The following is a 17163-nucleotide window of genomic DNA, read 5'->3' on the forward strand; positions in this document are numbered from 1 at the left end:
AAGGGCGTCCCGGCATGGCATGCACGCCTTGGCATGTCATCTTTGCGGATTAGAATTGGATAGTGCTTTAACAGGGCGTGTTAGGTCATTGAAAGTGTCGGCCCCGCGGCCAAGACATGCTTTCTTGGGGGACTATGGCCCCAAATCGGAGGGTTTCACCATTATCAGCAGCAGGACAAGCGCCACCGCAGCCAGCGTCCCCGATGAGACGAATACCGTAACGAACCCCAAAGTTCCCCACACGACGCCCGCCCACACCCCTGCGACAAGGGCCCCGACTCCGAGGACGGTGTTGAAGATGCCAAGCGCCGACGCGCGGTGTTCTTCCTGCACGAGATCCGACACGTACGCTTTCTGCACTCCCTCGTAGACCGCCATGAAGCCGCCGTAGAGGACGAAGAGACCTATTATCACGGGGCTTCCGAAGGGGACGAAGGCGAATCCGACCGCAGTGACGATGAACAGGATGAATCCGGCCGCGATGACCGTGCGGCGGCCCAATCGGTCGGAGAGCCGTCCTGCCGGGTAGGAAAGGAGCGCGTAGCTGATGTTGTAGATCAAGTAGAGGCCGATCGCCGCACCCAAGGCCTGACCCAAGTCCCTTGCCCGTAGAAGATAGAACGCCCAACTGAAGTTCGCGAGGGCAAAGACCGCTGAGACGGCCAGGTACCAGACGTACTCGCGTGGAAGCCCGGAAAGCGTGAAGCGGACAGGTGCCGCGGAAACGGCCTTCGCCTCCCTGACGTAGAACCAGATGACGCCGATTGCAAGGATGCCGGGGATGGCGGTGAGAAGGAAGAGGTTCGAGTAACCGAGCGCAGGAAGAAGCGCCAGCGCCACCAAGGGCCCGACCACGGCGCCCATCGTGTCCATGAAGCGATGTAGCCCGAACGCAGCACCCCTCGTGGCCTTGTCCGTCGATCCAGCGATGATCGCGTCCCGAGGCGCCGTCCGGATCCCTTTTCCGACGCGATCGCCGACGCGTAACGCCATCGCCACCGGCCACACGGTCGCGAAGGCGAAGAGCGGTTTCACGACGGCGGAGAGGGCGTACCCTGCGAGGACGAAGGGTTTTCGCCGCCGGACCTTGTCCGACCACACGCCGGAAACGCCCTTGAGTATCGCCGACGTACCCTCCGCGAGTCCCTCGATGAGGCCGAAGACGGCGGGGCTTGCGCCGAGCACTTCCGTGAGAAAGAATGGAAGGACCGCGAAGATCATCTCGCTTGAGATGTCGGTGAGGAAACTGACGAGGCCGAGGGCGAGGACGTTGGGGGGAAACCTATCCAGCCGGCCCCGGACCCATGCGGCCACGCGCTGCGACCATTTCGCCCGATGAAAACCCTATCGGAACCGACCCGTCCATCCGAGCCTTACGCGCGTCGCAAGATCTCCTTGTCGAAGGAAAGGGGCTTTGCATCCAATTTCGAGCACCACGCGAGGACGACCGCGTCTGGGTAACTCAAGGCGCCTCGGCCGTCGCAGTAGATGCGCCACGCGACCTCATCGATTTCGGCCCCTGCGTGGCAGCGTTCCGTGAATCCCGCGACTATCTCGGCCGCCCGCTTCGCATCCTCGAATCCGCGGCGACGCTGGATCAGGTTCACCGTTTCGGCGAAGATCTCGGCCGGGAGCAGAACGGGCCCTCCGCTCGCCAACGCTGCCATGGCGTCGTCATGGTGCGCGTCAAGACCAGAGAGCGCGGCGTAGATGAACGAAGTATCTGCTACCCGCATGTCGCGCCTTCCTCACGTAGCCGTCTCAGGTTTTCGAGGCTTGGAGGCTCGCTTTCCCGATTTTCCGTTCGCCTCGAGCCGTTGCGCCAGTTCCTCGTAGTATTCCCCGAGGTACTTGTCGTGGTTCTCCGAGGCATACGGGTCCGGGTCCGTGAAGAGCGGCAACCTACTGAGGTCGATTCGCCCCGCTGGCCCGACGCGCTCCACGCTGATCTTCACGGTCTCGCCTTCACGAAGCCCCAGGTCCGCCAAGTCCCTTTTCGTGAGACGGACGCCGAAACTATTGCCCCATTTCTTGATTCGGGCCAACACGTGTATACGTTCTGTATATACGAATAGAAATATCTTGCGGAGGGCCCACGAACTATGGATTCCCCTTCGGCCAGCCGCCGACGTCGCCCCGTCGATACGCCGCCACCACATCCGCATAATGGGTCGCGTTCGTGCGTATCGCGTCCTTGAGCGCGTCGCCCTTCGGCACGACCTTCGCCGGCACCCCGATGACTAGGCTCCCTTCGGGCACTTGCGTCCCTCGCGTCACGAGCGCCCCCGCCGCCACGATGCTCCAAGAGCCGATGGTCGCCCCGTCGAGGAGTATCGAGCCCATTCCGACGATGACGCGGTCACGCACCGAGGCTCCGTGTATTATCGCGCCGTGGCCTAGCGCGACGTGCTTGCCGATGTCGACGGTGACGCCGGGGTCGGTGTGGATGATGACGCCGTCCTGCACCGACGTCGCTTCACCGATTCGGATCGTTCCCATGTCGGCGCGGATGGATGCGTGAGGCCACACCGAGACCTCGGGGCCGATCTCCACGTCGCCCATGATTACGGCGGAGGGATGGATGAAGGCGGTGGGGTCGATGCGCGGCGAGCGACGCGCTCCGGCCGCGTTCCCGGCCTTTCCAGAGTTCCCTTGCCGGCCGCTCAGAGTTTGCGCCCCTCGTACTCGTTCACGCGTTGGCGGAATTCCGTCGGCACTTGCTTCGTCGTCTCGGCCTTGTAGTCATAGAAGACCTGCACGCTCTCCGCGTCTGCGACGAGTTTGTTGGTCTTCCTGTCCCAGAGCTCGTACTTGAAGTCGAAGCTCTTGTCCCCGATGCGGTTTACGCGTATCCCGACCTCGATCCCGTCGCCAAGGTGGATCGGCGCTTCATACTCGATGGTTATCTTTGCGACGATGAAGTCGACCTCTGGAAGGGTCTCGATGCCGCGGATCTTCATGAAATACTGGGTGCGCGCCTCTTCGAGGTAGGTGAGGTAGACGGCGTTGTTCACGTGGCCCATGCCGTCGATATCGCGAAAGCGCACTTGGATTGGAAGCCTGAAGCGGAACTCGGAAAGCGCCATGCGCGTTGAACGGCCCACGGCTATTTTGCGGTTACCTTGTGGGGTACGTACTTGTACGTATACACTATTTCCGGCGCCGGAAGGCGAACGCGGCGGAGGTCGCAACGAGCGCAACCGCCACCTCGAACCCGGGCGTGTTCCGCGATTGCTCGTCGCCGCTCAGGTTCCCGTCGTCGCCGCTCCCGTCGCCGTTAGATGGATCGCCATCGCCGCCCATCCCCATCGTGTCGTTCCCGTCCTCGACGACGACCGGTTCGGGCCGGGCCGGTCCGGCGCTCAGGGTGTAGGTTTTCTCCGTGCTGGATCCGTCCGGGAATCCGGCCTGGGCCGAGGCCTGGTTGGCGACGGCTCCTGCCGCCTGGCAGGCCGCGTCCCCGGCGGCGCAAGCGGCGAACGCCGTGAATGCCGTCCCGTCTATCACGAGCGCGCTAAGGTTCGTGAGGGCGTCGCCTTTGAAATACGGCCCAAGTTCCTTCTTCTGGAATTCCACTTTGAAGATCGGGGATCCTTGCGTCCCTGCGACGCCAGTGGTCGCCTTCTCGCTGTTGTTCAGCGGCTGGTCAGCGCAATCATCGAAAACGCCCTGCTTGAACTCCGGCGCGTTCGTCTGCCCGTTCACCCAGAAGTACGTATAGAATGAGTGACACGTCCCGTGGTGGTGTGCGAAACCGAAGATGTAGAGCATGTTCGGCGGTGTATTTGGCGGAAGTTGCGCGACCTTCACGTAGGTGGTTATCTTCGTTGCGTCGTCGGTGATCCATCCTGCGACAACATCCGCGTAGGCGGACGCGGAGGCAGGCTGCGTGTCGCCCGTGGGATCCGTTATCTCGGGTGCTTGCTCCGTGCCAGCAGACGCCACGGGGCCGAGGGGGGTGAACACGAGGAGGGCCGTGACGATGGTCGCGACGATGGCGAGCCGGGCTTCCATGCGTTCCCATTCGCGACCCTCGATATAAGGGATGCGGGGGAACGGTCGCGCGGAAGCGTGCGCCTCGTGGGTGCCACGGCAGCCGTAGCGAGAAAGATAACCGTGAAGCATGTTGGGAACTTGTGAGACCGTCTTCGAAGGCAACGCGACCGTCCGCCACGCTCGCCGCCCGCCGGGCCCGCACCATGGAGATCATCTCACGCCTCGAGAAGGAGTACCCCGATTCGAGATGCTCGCTCGACCACTCCTCGCCCTTCCAGCTGTTGGTCGCGACGATCCTCTCCGCGCAGTGCACGGACCAGCGCGTGAACATTGTGACACCCGCCCTCTTCGCCGCGTATCCTGACGCCGAGTCGATGTCGGTGGCAAGGACGTCGGACATTGAGCGCCTCGTCCGGAGCACGGGGTTCTTCCGGGCCAAGACGCGAAACATTCGCGCCGCGGCGAAGAGGCTCGTCGGGGTCCACGGGGGAAGGGTGCCGGACGAGCTTTCCGCGCTGGTCGAGCTTCCCGGCGTCGGCCGCAAGACCGCCGCCGTCCTCCTTTGGAACGCCTTCGGAAAGACCGAGGCGATCGCCGTCGACACGCACGCCGGAAGGTTGTCCCGAAGGCTCGGGTTGACCCGCAAGTCGACACCTGAAAAAATCGAGCGCGACCTCCTGAAGACCGTCCCACGCGCGTATTGGGGGAAGATCACGCACCTTCTCATCGACCACGGCCGCTCCACGTGCCGGGCCAGAGACCCGCGCTGCGGCCGTTGTACGCTCAGGGACCTATGCCCAAGCGCCGCGTCGTTCCTCGCCAAGGCCGGCCGTTGACCGGTCCATTGGCGGACGGCGCGGGCGCGCAGATGACGAACGACAGCGGCAGATTCCGGCGGGCGAAGAGGCGGAGCGCGTGGAAAGCTCCGACAAGCGCCGTCGATCGTTGATGCAGGCGCAAGTCCGGTCGAGGCCTCGACCTCTCGCCCCGTCCGAAGAACGACCACGTTGTCCAGCGGCGGTCCACGCGGCTGAAAGGCGGGGCGGACGTAATCCGGCGATTGCAAGACGGTTCCGACGCGCGCTTTTCCAAGGCAACGCGCGAGCGATTTCCCTTCTTCAAAACGCGTACACCGAGCGGCCAAGCCTATTTATATGGCAATCTGTATGCGAGAAGTCGATTTCCATGTCGGACGTCGAGTCCCTTAAGCGGATCAAGAGTGCGGAGGACGACGTCCGGACCGCTCGCGAAAAGGCCGAGGCGGAAAGCATGAGAATCGTCCGCGATGCCCGGGCCGAGGCCGAAAAGATCGTCGAGGGCGCGAAGGCCCATGCCGAACACGAGGCGGCGCAGATGATCACAGCCGCACGCGGGGAAGCGCTTCAGGACCGAACGCGTCTCGTCGCGGCCGGCAAGAAAGCGGCCGACGCGGTCATGGAGCGCACCGGCACGAAGGCGTTCGAAAGATCGGTGGAGCTCCTCGTCGAAAGGTTCGAAGCAAGACTGAAGGAGTGAACCTGATGCTTCGCCCGGAGCCCATGAAGCGCGTTCTCGTCATCTCCTCGAAAGAGAGCGAGGACACGATCATCCGCGAACTCCACCAGATGGGCGCCGTCCACATCATCGAATACAAGGAGGGCCAGCGTGAAGGCTTCCGGATCGGAAAGACGCTTGCCGCCTCGAGCGCCGCCTCCGAACGGCTCGTCCGGTTAAGGTCGCTTGCAAGGCAACTCGGCATCGTCGCCGGCACGGCGCCGCGCCGCGTCTACGCGGCGAAGGGCATAGAGACCAGGCTTTCCGCCGGCCTGGCCGAGATGGAATCGAACGCGAACTCCGCAATAGAGTCGCGCGACCGCATCGCCGCTGCCCTCACGGAGCTCTCGGACGAGGAGACGCGACTCCGACCCTTCGCCCAGTTGCCGCTCGTCATAGAGGATTACAGAGGGTACGACACGATCGATACCTTCGTCGGCACCGCGGCCGCGGGCTGGCGCGACGGGCTGGCGCGGGCTTCAAAGGATGCGATCGCTTTCGGTGGCGACGATGGCGTAGTCGCCGTCTTCGTCCCGAAGGACCAATCGCAGGCGACGATGGACCAACTCACGAAACACGGCTTCAAAGCGGTCGAGCTTCCGAGCGGCAAAGGAAGCCCCGCCGCGCGCATGGAGGCCATCCAGAGCGAGCGTAGGCTCCTCGAAGAGCGGCTCGAGAAGAGCCGGGGGGAGGTCGCGAACCTTCGCGCCCAATGGACGGACTTCATCCTGGCCGCGGAAGAGCACCTTTCGATCGAGACCGAGAAGGGGGAGGCCCCGCTTGCGTTCGCAACGACGGAGAACGCGTTCGTGGTGGACGCGTGGGTCCCCGCGACGCAGTTCCACTGGGTCGCCTCGCGCCTCAACCAGGCCACGAACGGCAGCGTCCACGTGGAGGTCGTCACCGAGGCGCATCACGAGCACGAGGCCCTCGGCCATGGACATTCGCCCGATGAGGCGGCGCGCGAGGAGCCGCCGACGAAGTACAAGAACCCGGGGGCGGCACGGCCCTTCGAGTTCTTCATCGACCTCTTCTCCAAACCGAAACATGACGAGATCGATCCGACGGTCGTGGTCGCGGTCGTCTTCCCGGTCTTCTTCGGTTTCATGATAGGAGACCTCGGCTACGGCATCCTAATGATGCTCATCGGGTACACGCTCCTCACCAAGCTGAAGTCGATCGAAGGTATTCCGAGTCTCGGGACCGCAATACTCGCGGCCGGTGTCGTCGCCTCGATCTTCGGAGGCGTCTTCTTCGTCGAGGCTTTCGGGATCCCTTTCGCGGCAAGCCATCACGCGATCGAGGAGCTCGGCCACGAGGGGCTTGCGGCGACCTGTGCCAACGTCCAGACGCATCTTAAGGAGACGACGTGGACTTGCATCGCAAGCGGCGGCGCGGAGACGGGCGTCATGGAACCCGTCCTCGGAAAACTCACCAACGTCACCGATCTCCTCGTCCTGTCGCTTCTTGCGGGTTTCGTCCACATCTTCATCGGCCTCGCCTTCGGCCTCGTCAACTCCCTCGGACACGGTTGGAAGCACCTTGGCGCGAAGGTCGGTTGGCTCTTCGTCCTGTTCGCGTTCCTAGGCCTCATGATGGGGATGGCCACCCCGCTCATCACCCACGGCACGTTCCTCGAACCCGCGGTGGCGGCGCTGTCCGTCCTTTCCGCCGTCACGCTTTTCCTCCTGGTCCCTGGCTTCGTCCTCCTCGTCGCGACGGAAGGACCCATCGGTGCCCTTGAGATACTCGGTCTCCTTTCCAACATGATATCGTACACGAGGCTCGCCGGTGTGGCGGTCGCGAAGGGGGCGATGGCGTTCGCGTTCAACGGCCTCTTCCTCGTCGGGATGGTCATGGACCCGAATGCCGGGCTCCTTCTGGTGGTCGTCGGGTTGTTGCTACTCATCGTCACGCAGCTCATGGTCTTCGTCCTTGGCATCCTCTCATCGGGGATCCAGGCGATCAGGTTGAACTACGTCGAGTTCTTCCTGAAGTTCTTCGCCGGCGGCGGGAAGTCGTTCGCGCCGTTCGGTCGGAAGAGGATCTACAGTACCGCTTAGGAAACGAGGTGTAAAGCAATGGTGAACAGCACAAAAGTCGTAGGAATGCTTGCAGTCGGATTCGTCGCGGCGCTCGCCGCGGCAGGTGTGGTCGCAGCCCAGGGCGAGACCGCCGGAGATGCGGCCATCGAGGCCGCGAAGGCGAACGCCTCTGGGCTTCTTGCCGTCGGAGCGGGGCTTGCCGTCGGCATCGCCGGGCTCGGAACGGGCCTGGCCCAGAAGGACATCGGGGCCGCCGCCGTCGGGGCGATCGCCGAGGACAGCAAGTTCTTCGGTCGCGGTCTCACGCTCATGGTCATCCCGGAGACCATCGTGCTCTTCGGGCTCGTCATCGCTTTCCTGCTCATGGGAAAGATCTCGTTCTAAGGGGAAGCGAAGATGGGGATAGAGCAAGTCATATCGAACATACGCGCGAAGGGCGAGGCCGACGCCCGATCCCGCCTCGACAAGGCGCGCGCGGAGGCGGCCACGATCCTCCAAGCGGCCAGGGACGAGGCCCGCTCAGCCAGCGAGCGGCGCCTCGCCGAGGCGCGCTCCGTTGCGGTGCAACTCAAGAAGCGCGAGGCGTCTGCCGCGGAGCTTGACGCAAAGAAGCTCCGCCTTGCGGCCGAGAAGGAGGCGCTTGAGCGCGTCAAGGCGGCCGCGCGAGAGCGCGTCGCCAGGGCGGGCACCAGCCAACGCCAGGCCTGGCTCAAGGCAGTCGCCTCGAAAGACGCCGCGAAGGCAAGCGTCCTGTGGGTCGCCGAGGCCGACAAGGCAACCGCCGCCGAACTCAAGCTCGTCGTCGCCGGGACGGTGCCCTCCATCGGCGGGCTCGTCGCCGAGTCGAAAGACGGCGCCACGCGCGAGGACCTCACCTACGAGGGGCTCCTCGACGAGGCGTGGCGCGACGCCTTGAACGATGTCGCGAAGAACCTGTTCGAGGGCAAGTAGATGAAACTCGGGTCGCTCGGGAGCGTGTTCGCAGCGGGCGGCAACTACGCCTACGTGACGGCCCGGGTGCGGGCGAAGAAGACCTTCCTCCTCCCAAGCGACACGTACCCGAAGCTCTTGGCCCGCGACGTCCACGAGATAGCGAGGACTCTCCAAGAGGGCCAGTACAAGCGGGAGATCGACGAACTCGGCGGCCGCTTCGCGGGCGCTCAACTCGTCGAGATGGCGACACGGTTGAACCTCGCGCGCCAGTACGCGTCGATTCTTTCGTGGTCGTCGGGCGAGCTACGCGGCATGGTGGAACTCTACCTCCAGCGCTACGACGTCTACAACATCAAGACGATCCTGCGAGGGAAATTCGCAGGCGTCCCTGACGAGGAGATCGGCCGCAACCTCGTGCCGGCAGGACAGCTCACTGTCGAGAACCTCGACGGGTTGGCGAAGCTTGCAAGCCTCGCCGACGTGATCGACGCGCTTCGGGAGACGCCCTACGGGGCGTCGCTCGGCGACTACGTCGCCGGGAGGGGCGCGGCATCGAGCCTTGCGAAACTCGAGAACGCGGTGGACAAGAGGTATTACAAGGCGCTCGTTGCCGCGGTGGAGCCGAAGGACCAACCGAAGGCCGCATTCAAGGCTTTCCTTGAGCGGGAACTCGATATCATCGACCTGAAGACCGTGCTTCGCCTCCGCGCGGACGGCATCACCGAGATCGGCGACCTCTTCCTTGACGATAGCGGCGAGATCACGCTTGAGAACGCGACGCGGCTCTTGAGGGCGAACGCCGATGATTTCGGCCACGAGCTCGAGGGCACCGACATCGGCAAGGTCGTGGCGCCGCACTTGCGGGAGGCCATCGACAAGGGCAACCTCCACCCCGTGACGACGGCGTTGGACGCGTACCTCCTGCAATCGGCCCGCACGTTCAGCCATCGTTACCCGCTCTCCATCCTCCCGGTGATCGATTACGTGTTGAGGAAGAAGATCGAGGTGGACAACCTCCGCATCATAGCCTCCGGTAAGCAATCGGGGCTTCGCGAGGAGACCATCCGGGAGTTGTTGTCCCTATGACGAAGGAGGTCTACGCGGTGGGCTCGGAGACGTTCGTCACCGGTTTCCGCCTCTCCGGCGTGAAGAAAGCCATCGCCGTGGAGGGCCAAGCGTACCAAGACGAGGTGGTAAGACTCCTCGATGCCGGGGAAGCGGGCATCATGATAGTCCATTCATCCGACGTCGCGAGACTTCCGGCGCCTCTTCGCCGCAAGATGAGCGAGTCGATCGACCCCGTGGTCATCCAGATGGGCGAGGCCTCATCGTCGGATCTGCGGGATAAAGTAAAGCGCGCAATAGGTCTCGATCTCTACAAGGAGTGATTCAGGATGGCAATGCAGGCAACCACAGTGAAGCAAGCGGGAAAGACCGGTTTGATCTACCGAGTCGCCGGGCCCGTCGTCACCGCCAAGGGCATCTCGGCCCGCATGTACGACGTCGTCTTCGTGGGGAAAGAGGAGCTCATGGGCGAGGTCATCGAGATCTCCGGCGACAAGACGATCGTCCAAGTCTATGAGGACACGAGCGGCATCAAGCCCGGCGAGCCCGTTCGAGAGACCGGTCAACCGTTGGTCGTCGAACTCGGTCCGGGCCTTCTCACCTCCATCTACGACGGCATCCAGCGTCCGCTCGTCGTCTTGAAGGATAAGATGGGCGACTTCATCCAGCGCGGCGTCTTCGCGCCCGGCCTCGACCACGCGAAGAAGTGGGATTTCAAGCCGAGCGTCAAGAAAGGCGACAAAGTGAAGGGCGGCGACGTTCTGGGAAGCGTCCAAGAGACGCAACGGATACACCACAAGATCCTCGTGCCGCCGAACGTGTCGGGCACGATCACGCAAGTGAGCCCCGAGGGAAAGTACACGATCGACGAGACGGTCGCGAAGCTCGATACCGGAGCGGACCTGATGCTCCACCACAAGTGGCCGGTGCGCATCCCGCGCCCGTTCACCGAGAAGCTCCGCCCGGAGATTCCACTTGTCACCGGACAGCGCATCCTCGATGGGTTGTTCCCGGTGGCGAAAGGCGGCGCCGCCGCCATCCCGGGCCCCTTCGGCTCCGGAAAGACGGTCACGCAGCAGGCACTCGCCAAGTGGTCGGACGCCGAGATAGTCGTCTACATCGGTTGCGGCGAGCGCGGCAACGAGATGACGGAGGTGCTCACGGAGTTCCCCGAACTCCAAGACCCCAAGTCCGGACGCCCCTTGATGGAGCGCACGGTCCTCATCGCGAACACGTCGAACATGCCTGTCGCGGCTCGGGAAGCGTCGGTGTACACGGGGATGACCATCGCCGAATACTATCGCGACCAGGGTTACGACGTGTCGCTCATGGCCGACTCGACGTCGCGCTGGGCAGAGGCCATGCGTGAGATATCGTCACGTCTCGAGGAAATGCCCGGCGAAGAAGGGTACCCGGCCTATCTTGCGGCGAAGCTTGCCGAGTTCTACGAACGCGCGGGCCGCGTCATAACCCTTGACGGACAGAAGGGGTCGGTCACCGCCATCGGCGCCGTGTCGCCGCCGGGCGGCGACTTCTCCGAGCCCGTCACGCAAAACACCTTGCGCATCGTGAAGGTGTTCTGGGCTCTCGACGCAAAACTCGCTCAAAGGCGGCACTTCCCCTCGATCAACTGGCTGAACTCGTACACACTCTACGAGGAACTCCTCGCCGACTGGTACAAGGAGAACGTGGCCCCGGATTGGAACACGATGCGCTCACAGTTCATGGACATCCTCCAGCAAGAGGCCGAGTTGCAGGACATCGTGCAGCTCGTCGGCTCCGACGCGCTTCCCGCCGAACAGCAGTTGACCCTTGAGGTCGCCCGCATGATACGCGAGATCTTCCTCCAGCAGAACGCGTTCCACCCGATCGACACGTACTGCCCGCTCGACAAGCAGTACAAGCTCATGAAGGCCATAATGAAATACCGCGACCTCGGAAAGACCGCCATGAACCGCGGCGTGCCCATCACGACCATCGGCAGCGTAAAGGCGAAGGCCGAACTATCGCGGGCGAGGTTCGAGGAAGGCTTCGATCAACTCTACGAGAAGATCATGAAACAGATGGAAGACGAGTTCGCGAAGATGGAGGCGGCGTAGGGAGTCGCCCCAGGATGCCGTACCTTGCATCGCTCCAATGGCCCGCCTGGGCCATCCGATTCCCGGTCGTCGGCTTTCACTCTTTCCGTTCGAGATCCGCCATGATCGATCGGATCTCTCGTTCCAGGATGGGGAGATCCTTCTTGACGACCTTCCAGACTCGCCTGTTGTCAACATTGGCGTAGGAGTGGATCACGACGTCCCTCAAGCCGGCTATCGACTTCCAAGGAACGGCCGGGCGCGTTTCACGTAGCTCGACCGGGACATGTTTCACCGCTTCGCCGATGATTTCGAGCCTGCGAAGCACGGCGTCCTGCTTCTCAGGCGCCGCCAGAAACCTTTTCAGGGTCACTCCATCCACATATTCCGATATCCGCTCGATCGACTCCAGTATGTCGTCAAGGTAGATCACGGAATCCTTCATAGAAGCGACACCTGGTCCGCGAGGATTCCTTCGCGTAGGCGGGGCTTGATCGATGCGTATTCCACCACATCTACGCGCCGTCCCGCGGCCTCTTCCAACTCAAGTTTGAGTGTCGCAAGGTCCAGGAGGCTTGCGTCCGACCCAAGTTCCACTAGGACGTCTATGTCGCTCGAAGACGTCGCGTCGCCTCGCGCGACGGAACCGAAAAGCGCGGCCTTCCTCACACCTTGCCGCCGCAGGACGGGGACGAGGACGCCGCGAAGTGCCGCTATATCTGGGACGGTCTTCGCGGTGCCACGGCCCCTCTGGCGACCCGTTGGAGCCGTAAATTCGGCCGCCGGGTGTGGGAGGGCTACTTCCTTCATCACCAGAAGGTCGCCGGCGGTCTCCACCACAAGATGACTTCCCTGCTTGAGCTTGAGCGTCCGCCGGATCTCGACAGGAATGACCACCTGACCCTTGGACGTGACTTTAGTCAAGACCGGCATGATAGGTAAGAATGTAAGACATTCTTACTAATAAACCCTTGCCTTCCGGCGGCAGCAGTGGCCTTTGACCTTTGAGCATGGCCTGTCCACTTGTTCTACGAGCTGCCCTTGTGATAAGTCATGGGCTCCAGCTCCGCACTCGGGTCGAACTTCATCGCGCTCCGCGCCTCGACGTCGACGACCGCGCTCTTCCGACACTCTTTCCCACAGTGACCGGTTGACGCTCGAAGTCGCCCGCATGATACGCGAGATCTTCCTGCAACAGAACGCGTTCCACCCGATCGACACGTATTGTCCTCTCGACAAGCAGTACAAGCTCATGAATGTCATCATGAAGTACAGAGACCTCGGAGAAGTGGCGATGGGACGCGGTGCCCCGATAGCGACGATCGGCAGCGTCAAGGCGAAGGCTGAATTGTCGCGGGCGAGGTTCGAGGAAGGCTTCGATCAACTCTACGAGATGATCCTGAAGCAGATGGATGAGGAGTTTGGGAGGATGGAGGCGGCGTAAGGCCAGGGTCGCGGTCGTTATTTCAACGCGCCGCCGCCGGGTTTCGCCGGGAGCGAAATCCTCTGCCAACCCAAGAATCGAAACCCGTTTGACATGGGGCCCGTCATGAAACCAAAGCGCAAATATGGATGGTGTCCCATGCGATTCCGTCGACCGGACTGCCCTGAGGTGGACCGAAGGGGACTACATGACGGTGATCAAACGAGCATCTGGACGCGGTGGAAGTACTCGGGGAGGGCGTTTCATGGGCGCCGAACAAGCCAATTCGACTCTTGGTAAGATGATCGCCGGTCAAACCTTCGGGAGCGCGGAGGACGCGGATCGGTTCATGAGAAATCTTCTCGAGGCCAATGGCGGAAAGCTTCCGATGTTTTCGCCCGAGACGCCGTTGGAGGCCGCGCAGCAGGTATGTTATGATGCGTGGGAGGAAACGAGCGCATCGAAGGCTGCCTCCTTGGCCAGGAAAGCGCTCAAGATAAGCGGCGATTGCGCGGACGCGTACAACATCCTGGCCGAAAGCGAGTCAATAGCGGGAGCGGCGGCCCTCTTCGAAAAAGGAATGGCGGCGGGGGAGCGTGCCCTCGGGCCGCGCTTTTTCAAGGAGAACAAAGGTATGTTCTGGGGATTGATCGAAACGCGACCCTATATGCGGTCGCGGGAAGGATACGCACGGTGCCTCTGGGCTATGGGGCGGCTTGATGAGGCCATGGCGCACTATGAGGCGATACTTGAGCTGAACCCGAACGACAACCAGGGGAATCGAAGCGCGTTGTTCGAACTATACATGGAGAAGGGTCGGGTGGAGGATGCGGCCAAGCTCCTCGGCCGTTATCCAGACGATGCTCTTGTCGAGTCTTCATGGGGCGCGGTCCTCGTCGCTTTCGTCAGGGGCGAAGTGGCGACCGCGAAGCGGCTTCTGCGGACCGCGCGCAAGTACCATCCTCACGTTCCGGACTACCTGCTCGGCACGAGAAGGGTCCCTTCTGGCCTACCAGACCTTGTCGCGTGGGGGAGTCGCCAAGAAGCTGCCTCGTATGCGCGAAACAGCGGCGCTTTGTGGCAGCGTCATCCGGAAGCGTTGGAGTGGCTGAACGTGGAAGTCGGTGCGAAAGGCCACGCCCGCGTAGGAAAGCGGGACCCGTAGCCGACATTGCCCATTCTGGAGCGGTTTGGGCGCGCGAAATGTATTTAACTTATTAACTACTTAGTTAATTTGTGAAGTACCTCAAGCCCGCCGACTACCGGCTCCTTCATCGCCTAGTCCAGAGCCAATCGGGCGAGAAGGGACTGACGTTGAACGCGCTGGCCCAAGAATTGGGGGTGAGCTCCTCCTTCCTCTCTCAGCAGTTTCGAAGAATGATGCGCGACGACCTCGTCGAACGTAGCCAAGAGAGCTCTCCGGAGGGCCGGACGGTGAAGTACAGCGCCCGCGATTCCCTTGCAGTCCAATGGATCTCGCCCTCGAACGGCGCGTGCCTTCGATGGTTGGCGCACGGTGCCATCGATTGGGACTTCCCCCTCGTGACGCAAGTTCCCGACGTGGAAGCAAGAACGACCGTCCTTTCCTTTCTGCGCCGTCTTCGACGAGAATTCCCGGGAGAACCGGCCGAGCGGCCAACGGTGGTGATATACGGGTCGACTGCCCGCAGCAAGGCAAGGCCCGGGGCCGACGTTGATTGTATCGTCCTCGTCCCGGAGCCCGTCAAAGCCCACACCCGTAGGATCATCGATCTGGCCGCCGAAACAAGCCTGACCGCAAGCCGCCCCATACAGCCACGCGTCATCGGGCCGGGCCGATTCTTCGAATTGCCGAAAGTCATCCAAGAAGCCGTCCAAACGGACGGGCTCATCGTGTTCGCCGGCGTCGAGTCGGAACACGCCGCGACTCCGAAGGGGATTTGGGAACTCGTCTACGGGGGTCGGCCACCGGATGAATGAGGAAGAGTTGATGAAGGGGGCGGAGGAATGGCTCGCCGCAGCCAAAGAGAATCTCGCCGCCGGCCGGTTTCACACCGCGTTCGAATCGGCGAGACAGGCGGCCGAGCTTGCCGCCAAGGCCCTCCTGTCTCGTAAGTCCGGCAAGTACCCCTCCGACCACATGGTCGCAGGCCCACTTTTCCAAGCTGGTCTCCTGCCCGAAGGTGTCGACGGCAAGCGCCTCCACAAACTGCTTTCGCGCTTCACGCTCGGCACCTACGGTTTCGACGAAACGGTGCACAGAAGCGAAGTCCAAGACGCCGTCCGACTGGCAGAACGAATGGTGAAGGCGCTGCGGGCGGCGGGCAAGAAATGAGAGACCGGCGGTCGAGACGAACCGCGCGTCCGGGGCCGATCGACGGCCGCGAGTCGATAACACAATAGTGTCCGTCCAAACGAAGGCCGAATTGTAGCGGGCGAGGTTCGAGGAAGGCTTCGATCAACTCTACGAGCGGATCATGAAGCAGATGGAAGACGAGTTCGCGAAGATGGAGGCGGCGTAGCGGCGCGGCGAACGCCGGTCTCTAGAGCCGACCCGCAAGCTCCTTCGTCGTGTAACATTTGACGCCCGCCTTTCGCGAAAGGCGCCTATCCTGGGTCCACACACTACCGGCGATGGCGATCGCGGTCGCCACGTACGGCGCGTCCAGGCGGTCCTTCTCGCCGAGCTTCTGCAATGCCACCGCGAGATGCGGCGCGATCGTCTCAAGGGGCACCGACGCGATTCGGTCCCGCATGATCTCGAGGAGCCGGTCAAACGCTTCCTCGGTGGCGCCGCTCTTCTTCAGAAGGAAGGCCCTGTTGCGATCTAACTCCTCCCAGAGGGCTTCTGGCGTGTTGAGATCCAAGCCGCCGAACATGATGATGTGCCTCGTGACACCAGTGCGAAGAAGCGCAGAAAACAGGACGTTGGCGTCGACGACCAGAGGCCCGAGCGTCTCATCGCTTGGCAAGTTTCTTCAATAGCCCCAGGTTTGCTTTTCGTGCGAGGCGCTCGACGTCCTCTCTGTCAAGCTCCGAGTTGGCGAACGCCGTGTCCAATGCATGGAGCTCCCGGAGTTTTCTTCGAAACGCCTGCCGCGCGACCTCGCTCCACCTGACCTCGGGGTGGCGCCGGACCTCTTTGGCCGTCTCCTCATCGACGGACAGCGTCATGTTCGGCATCGACTAGAATATGTGAACTCACATAATTTATAGTTTTCGCGTCGGGAAACGCGTCCTGTGCGTCGTTTCGTACAAGTCTCTGGTCCACGCCAAGGCCGGTTTCGTATCGACTAGGTGCCACAGTGCGCCGCCGCGCCAGGTCTTCACGATGGGAGGGTGAAAGGCTGTTTAATAGGTCCTCACGCCCAACCCCTCGACCCTCCCGAAATCGTCCACGTCCCTCGTGACCACCGCTTCGCCCTCTTCGAGCGCTATACCTGCGATGAGGATGTCCACAGGATCGATCCTCCGCCCTCTCCTGATCAGGGCACCAGATATCCTTCCCGCGCGCAGGGCATGGCGCGATTCCAACCCGATCGACGGGAAGCGATCCAAGGTGTCTCTCAGATTCTCCCACTCACGAGGAGGATAACGAGACCGCTCGACGCCCTCGACGAGTTCGAAGTATGCAGGGGTCGGGATCCTCAGGACGTCCGTCCCGCTTTCCAATTCGTCTAGAAGCCCCAAAGCGGCAAAATCGCCGCGCAGGATGTCGATGACGAAGCTCGTGTCGAGGATCACGTGCGACGCCTCTCGCGACGTAGGTCGTCCGGCGCCGTCGTTTCGCCCTCCGGAAGACCCAGCTTTTTGACCCTCGCCTCAGTCCGTTCTTGCTTGTTCATCTGGACGGCCTCGGCGAGCGCTTCGGCCTCCTTTGGAGAGATGAACTTCTGTAGGTCGCGTAGCGAAGGTTTGTGGGCCAGGCGGCGGATGACGTCGCTGAACGACTCGCCGGCCCGCTTCTCTTTGGCAAGCAGTTCGTATGCGTCGTCCGCGACCGACAACGTCTTCGTTCCCATGCATCCGTGTATGTGTGGTCTGTGCATATTATCTCTTCGAGAACCCTGCCAAAAGTCTACATCATCATTATATACTCACAGCCGTTCCC

Annotated in this window: 24 protein-coding genes; 12 read left to right on the forward strand and 12 right to left on the reverse strand. The window is 62.3% G+C overall.

Features of this window, described 5'->3' with window-relative positions; translation table 11 throughout:
- Nucleotides 1–132: 132 nt before the first annotated feature.
- The 6 genes from HY556_05565 to HY556_05590 form a co-directional block, all read right to left on the reverse strand.
- Entirely contained in the window at nt 133–1314 is a 1182-nt protein-coding gene (locus HY556_05565) for an MFS transporter (GenBank protein ID MBI4393250.1), read from the reverse strand.
- Between the two features lie 59 nt (nt 1315–1373).
- Nucleotides 1374–1736, reverse strand: a complete 363-nt coding sequence (locus HY556_05570; GenBank protein ID MBI4393251.1) for a PIN domain-containing protein — start codon at nt 1734–1736, stop codon at nt 1374–1376.
- A 12-nt stretch (nt 1737–1748) separates the two neighbouring features.
- Complete coding sequence (locus HY556_05575) at nt 1749–2048, reverse strand: hypothetical protein (GenBank protein MBI4393252.1); 300 nt, start codon at nt 2046–2048, stop codon at nt 1749–1751.
- A gap of 52 nt (nt 2049–2100) precedes the next feature.
- A complete protein-coding gene (locus tag HY556_05580) occupies nt 2101–2562 on the reverse strand; it encodes a gamma carbonic anhydrase family protein (protein ID MBI4393253.1) in 462 nt (153 codons plus the stop codon).
- A gap of 101 nt (nt 2563–2663) precedes the next feature.
- Nucleotides 2664–3086, reverse strand: a complete 423-nt coding sequence (locus HY556_05585) for an acyl-CoA thioesterase (GenBank protein ID MBI4393254.1) — start codon at nt 3084–3086, stop codon at nt 2664–2666.
- Nucleotides 3087–3150: 64 nt separating this feature from the next.
- A complete protein-coding gene (locus tag HY556_05590) occupies nt 3151–4014 on the reverse strand; it encodes a hypothetical protein (GenBank protein ID MBI4393255.1) in 864 nt (287 codons plus the stop codon).
- Nucleotides 4015–4199: 185 nt separating this feature from the next.
- On the opposite strand from HY556_05590, the gene nth reads away from it, so the two are divergent.
- From nth to HY556_05630, 8 genes are all read left to right on the forward strand, one after another.
- Nucleotides 4200–4832 (forward strand): endonuclease III, encoded by a 633-nt coding sequence (gene nth, locus HY556_05595; protein MBI4393256.1) that lies wholly within the window; start codon nt 4200–4202, stop codon nt 4830–4832.
- A 349-nt stretch (nt 4833–5181) separates the two neighbouring features.
- Complete coding sequence (locus tag HY556_05600) at nt 5182–5511, forward strand: hypothetical protein (GenBank protein MBI4393257.1); 330 nt, start codon at nt 5182–5184, stop codon at nt 5509–5511.
- A gap of 5 nt (nt 5512–5516) precedes the next feature.
- On the forward strand, nt 5517–7592 hold the full coding sequence (locus HY556_05605) for a V-type ATP synthase subunit I (GenBank protein ID MBI4393258.1): 2076 nt from the start codon (nt 5517–5519) through the stop codon (nt 7590–7592).
- Nucleotides 7593–7637: 45 nt separating this feature from the next.
- A complete protein-coding gene (locus HY556_05610; protein MBI4393259.1) occupies nt 7638–7958 on the forward strand; it encodes a hypothetical protein in 321 nt (106 codons plus the stop codon).
- Nucleotides 7959–7970: 12 nt separating this feature from the next.
- Nucleotides 7971–8525, forward strand: coding sequence for a hypothetical protein (locus tag HY556_05615; protein MBI4393260.1), 555 nt, complete (start codon nt 7971–7973; stop codon nt 8523–8525).
- The gene (ahaC, locus tag HY556_05620; protein MBI4393261.1) at nt 8526–9593 is read left to right on the forward strand and encodes an ATP synthase A1 subunit C; all 1068 of its coding nucleotides are present in this window, start codon (nt 8526–8528) and stop codon (nt 9591–9593) included. It begins immediately after the preceding gene.
- The gene (locus tag HY556_05625; GenBank protein MBI4393262.1) at nt 9590–9895 is read left to right on the forward strand and encodes a V-type ATP synthase subunit F; all 306 of its coding nucleotides are present in this window, start codon (nt 9590–9592) and stop codon (nt 9893–9895) included. Before ahaC ends, HY556_05625 begins: the two co-directional genes overlap by 4 nt.
- Nucleotides 9896–9907: 12 nt before the next feature.
- Entirely contained in the window at nt 9908–11671 is a 1764-nt protein-coding gene (locus HY556_05630) for an ATP synthase subunit A (GenBank protein ID MBI4393263.1), read from the forward strand.
- Between the two features lie 76 nt (nt 11672–11747).
- Here HY556_05630 and HY556_05635 read toward each other — a convergent pair whose 3' ends face one another.
- Entirely contained in the window at nt 11748–12095 is a 348-nt protein-coding gene (locus HY556_05635; protein MBI4393264.1) for a DUF86 domain-containing protein, read from the reverse strand.
- A complete protein-coding gene (locus HY556_05640; GenBank protein ID MBI4393265.1) occupies nt 12092–12583 on the reverse strand; it encodes a nucleotidyltransferase domain-containing protein in 492 nt (163 codons plus the stop codon). Before HY556_05640 ends, HY556_05635 begins: the two co-directional genes overlap by 4 nt.
- A gap of 238 nt (nt 12584–12821) precedes the next feature.
- On the opposite strand from HY556_05640, the gene HY556_05645 reads away from it, so the two are divergent.
- The 4 genes from HY556_05645 (at nt 12822) to HY556_05660 (ending at nt 15387) form a co-directional block, all read left to right on the forward strand.
- Nucleotides 12822–13094: a hypothetical protein gene (locus HY556_05645; protein ID MBI4393266.1), complete on the forward strand. Its 273-nt coding sequence runs from the start codon at nt 12822–12824 to the stop codon at nt 13092–13094.
- Nucleotides 13095–13338: 244 nt separating this feature from the next.
- The gene (locus HY556_05650) at nt 13339–14238 is read left to right on the forward strand and encodes a tetratricopeptide repeat protein (GenBank protein ID MBI4393267.1); all 900 of its coding nucleotides are present in this window, start codon (nt 13339–13341) and stop codon (nt 14236–14238) included.
- A gap of 71 nt (nt 14239–14309) precedes the next feature.
- Nucleotides 14310–15032, forward strand: coding sequence for a nucleotidyltransferase domain-containing protein (locus tag HY556_05655; GenBank protein MBI4393268.1), 723 nt, complete (start codon nt 14310–14312; stop codon nt 15030–15032).
- Complete coding sequence (locus HY556_05660) at nt 15025–15387, forward strand: HEPN domain-containing protein (protein MBI4393269.1); 363 nt, start codon at nt 15025–15027, stop codon at nt 15385–15387. The genes HY556_05655 and HY556_05660 overlap by 8 nt, the downstream gene beginning before the upstream one ends.
- 208 nt (nt 15388–15595) lie before the next feature.
- On the opposite strand, the gene HY556_05665 is transcribed toward HY556_05660, so the two are convergent.
- From HY556_05665 to HY556_05680, 4 genes are all read right to left on the reverse strand, one after another.
- Nucleotides 15596–16024, reverse strand: a complete 429-nt coding sequence (locus HY556_05665; protein ID MBI4393270.1) for a hypothetical protein — start codon at nt 16022–16024, stop codon at nt 15596–15598.
- The gene (locus HY556_05670; protein MBI4393271.1) at nt 16011–16235 is read right to left on the reverse strand and encodes a hypothetical protein; all 225 of its coding nucleotides are present in this window, start codon (nt 16233–16235) and stop codon (nt 16011–16013) included. The genes HY556_05665 and HY556_05670 overlap by 14 nt, the downstream gene beginning before the upstream one ends.
- Before the next feature lie 168 nt (nt 16236–16403).
- On the reverse strand, nt 16404–16796 hold the full coding sequence (locus tag HY556_05675; protein ID MBI4393272.1) for a PIN domain-containing protein: 393 nt from the start codon (nt 16794–16796) through the stop codon (nt 16404–16406).
- Nucleotides 16793–17074: an antitoxin VapB family protein gene (locus HY556_05680; GenBank protein ID MBI4393273.1), complete on the reverse strand. Its 282-nt coding sequence runs from the start codon at nt 17072–17074 to the stop codon at nt 16793–16795. The genes HY556_05675 and HY556_05680 overlap by 4 nt, the downstream gene beginning before the upstream one ends.
- Nucleotides 17075–17163 lie beyond the last annotated feature (89 nt).

The organism is Euryarchaeota archaeon, assembly GCA_016207515.1.
Taxonomy (GTDB): Archaea; Thermoplasmatota; SW-10-69-26; order JACQPN01; family JACQPN01; genus JACQPN01.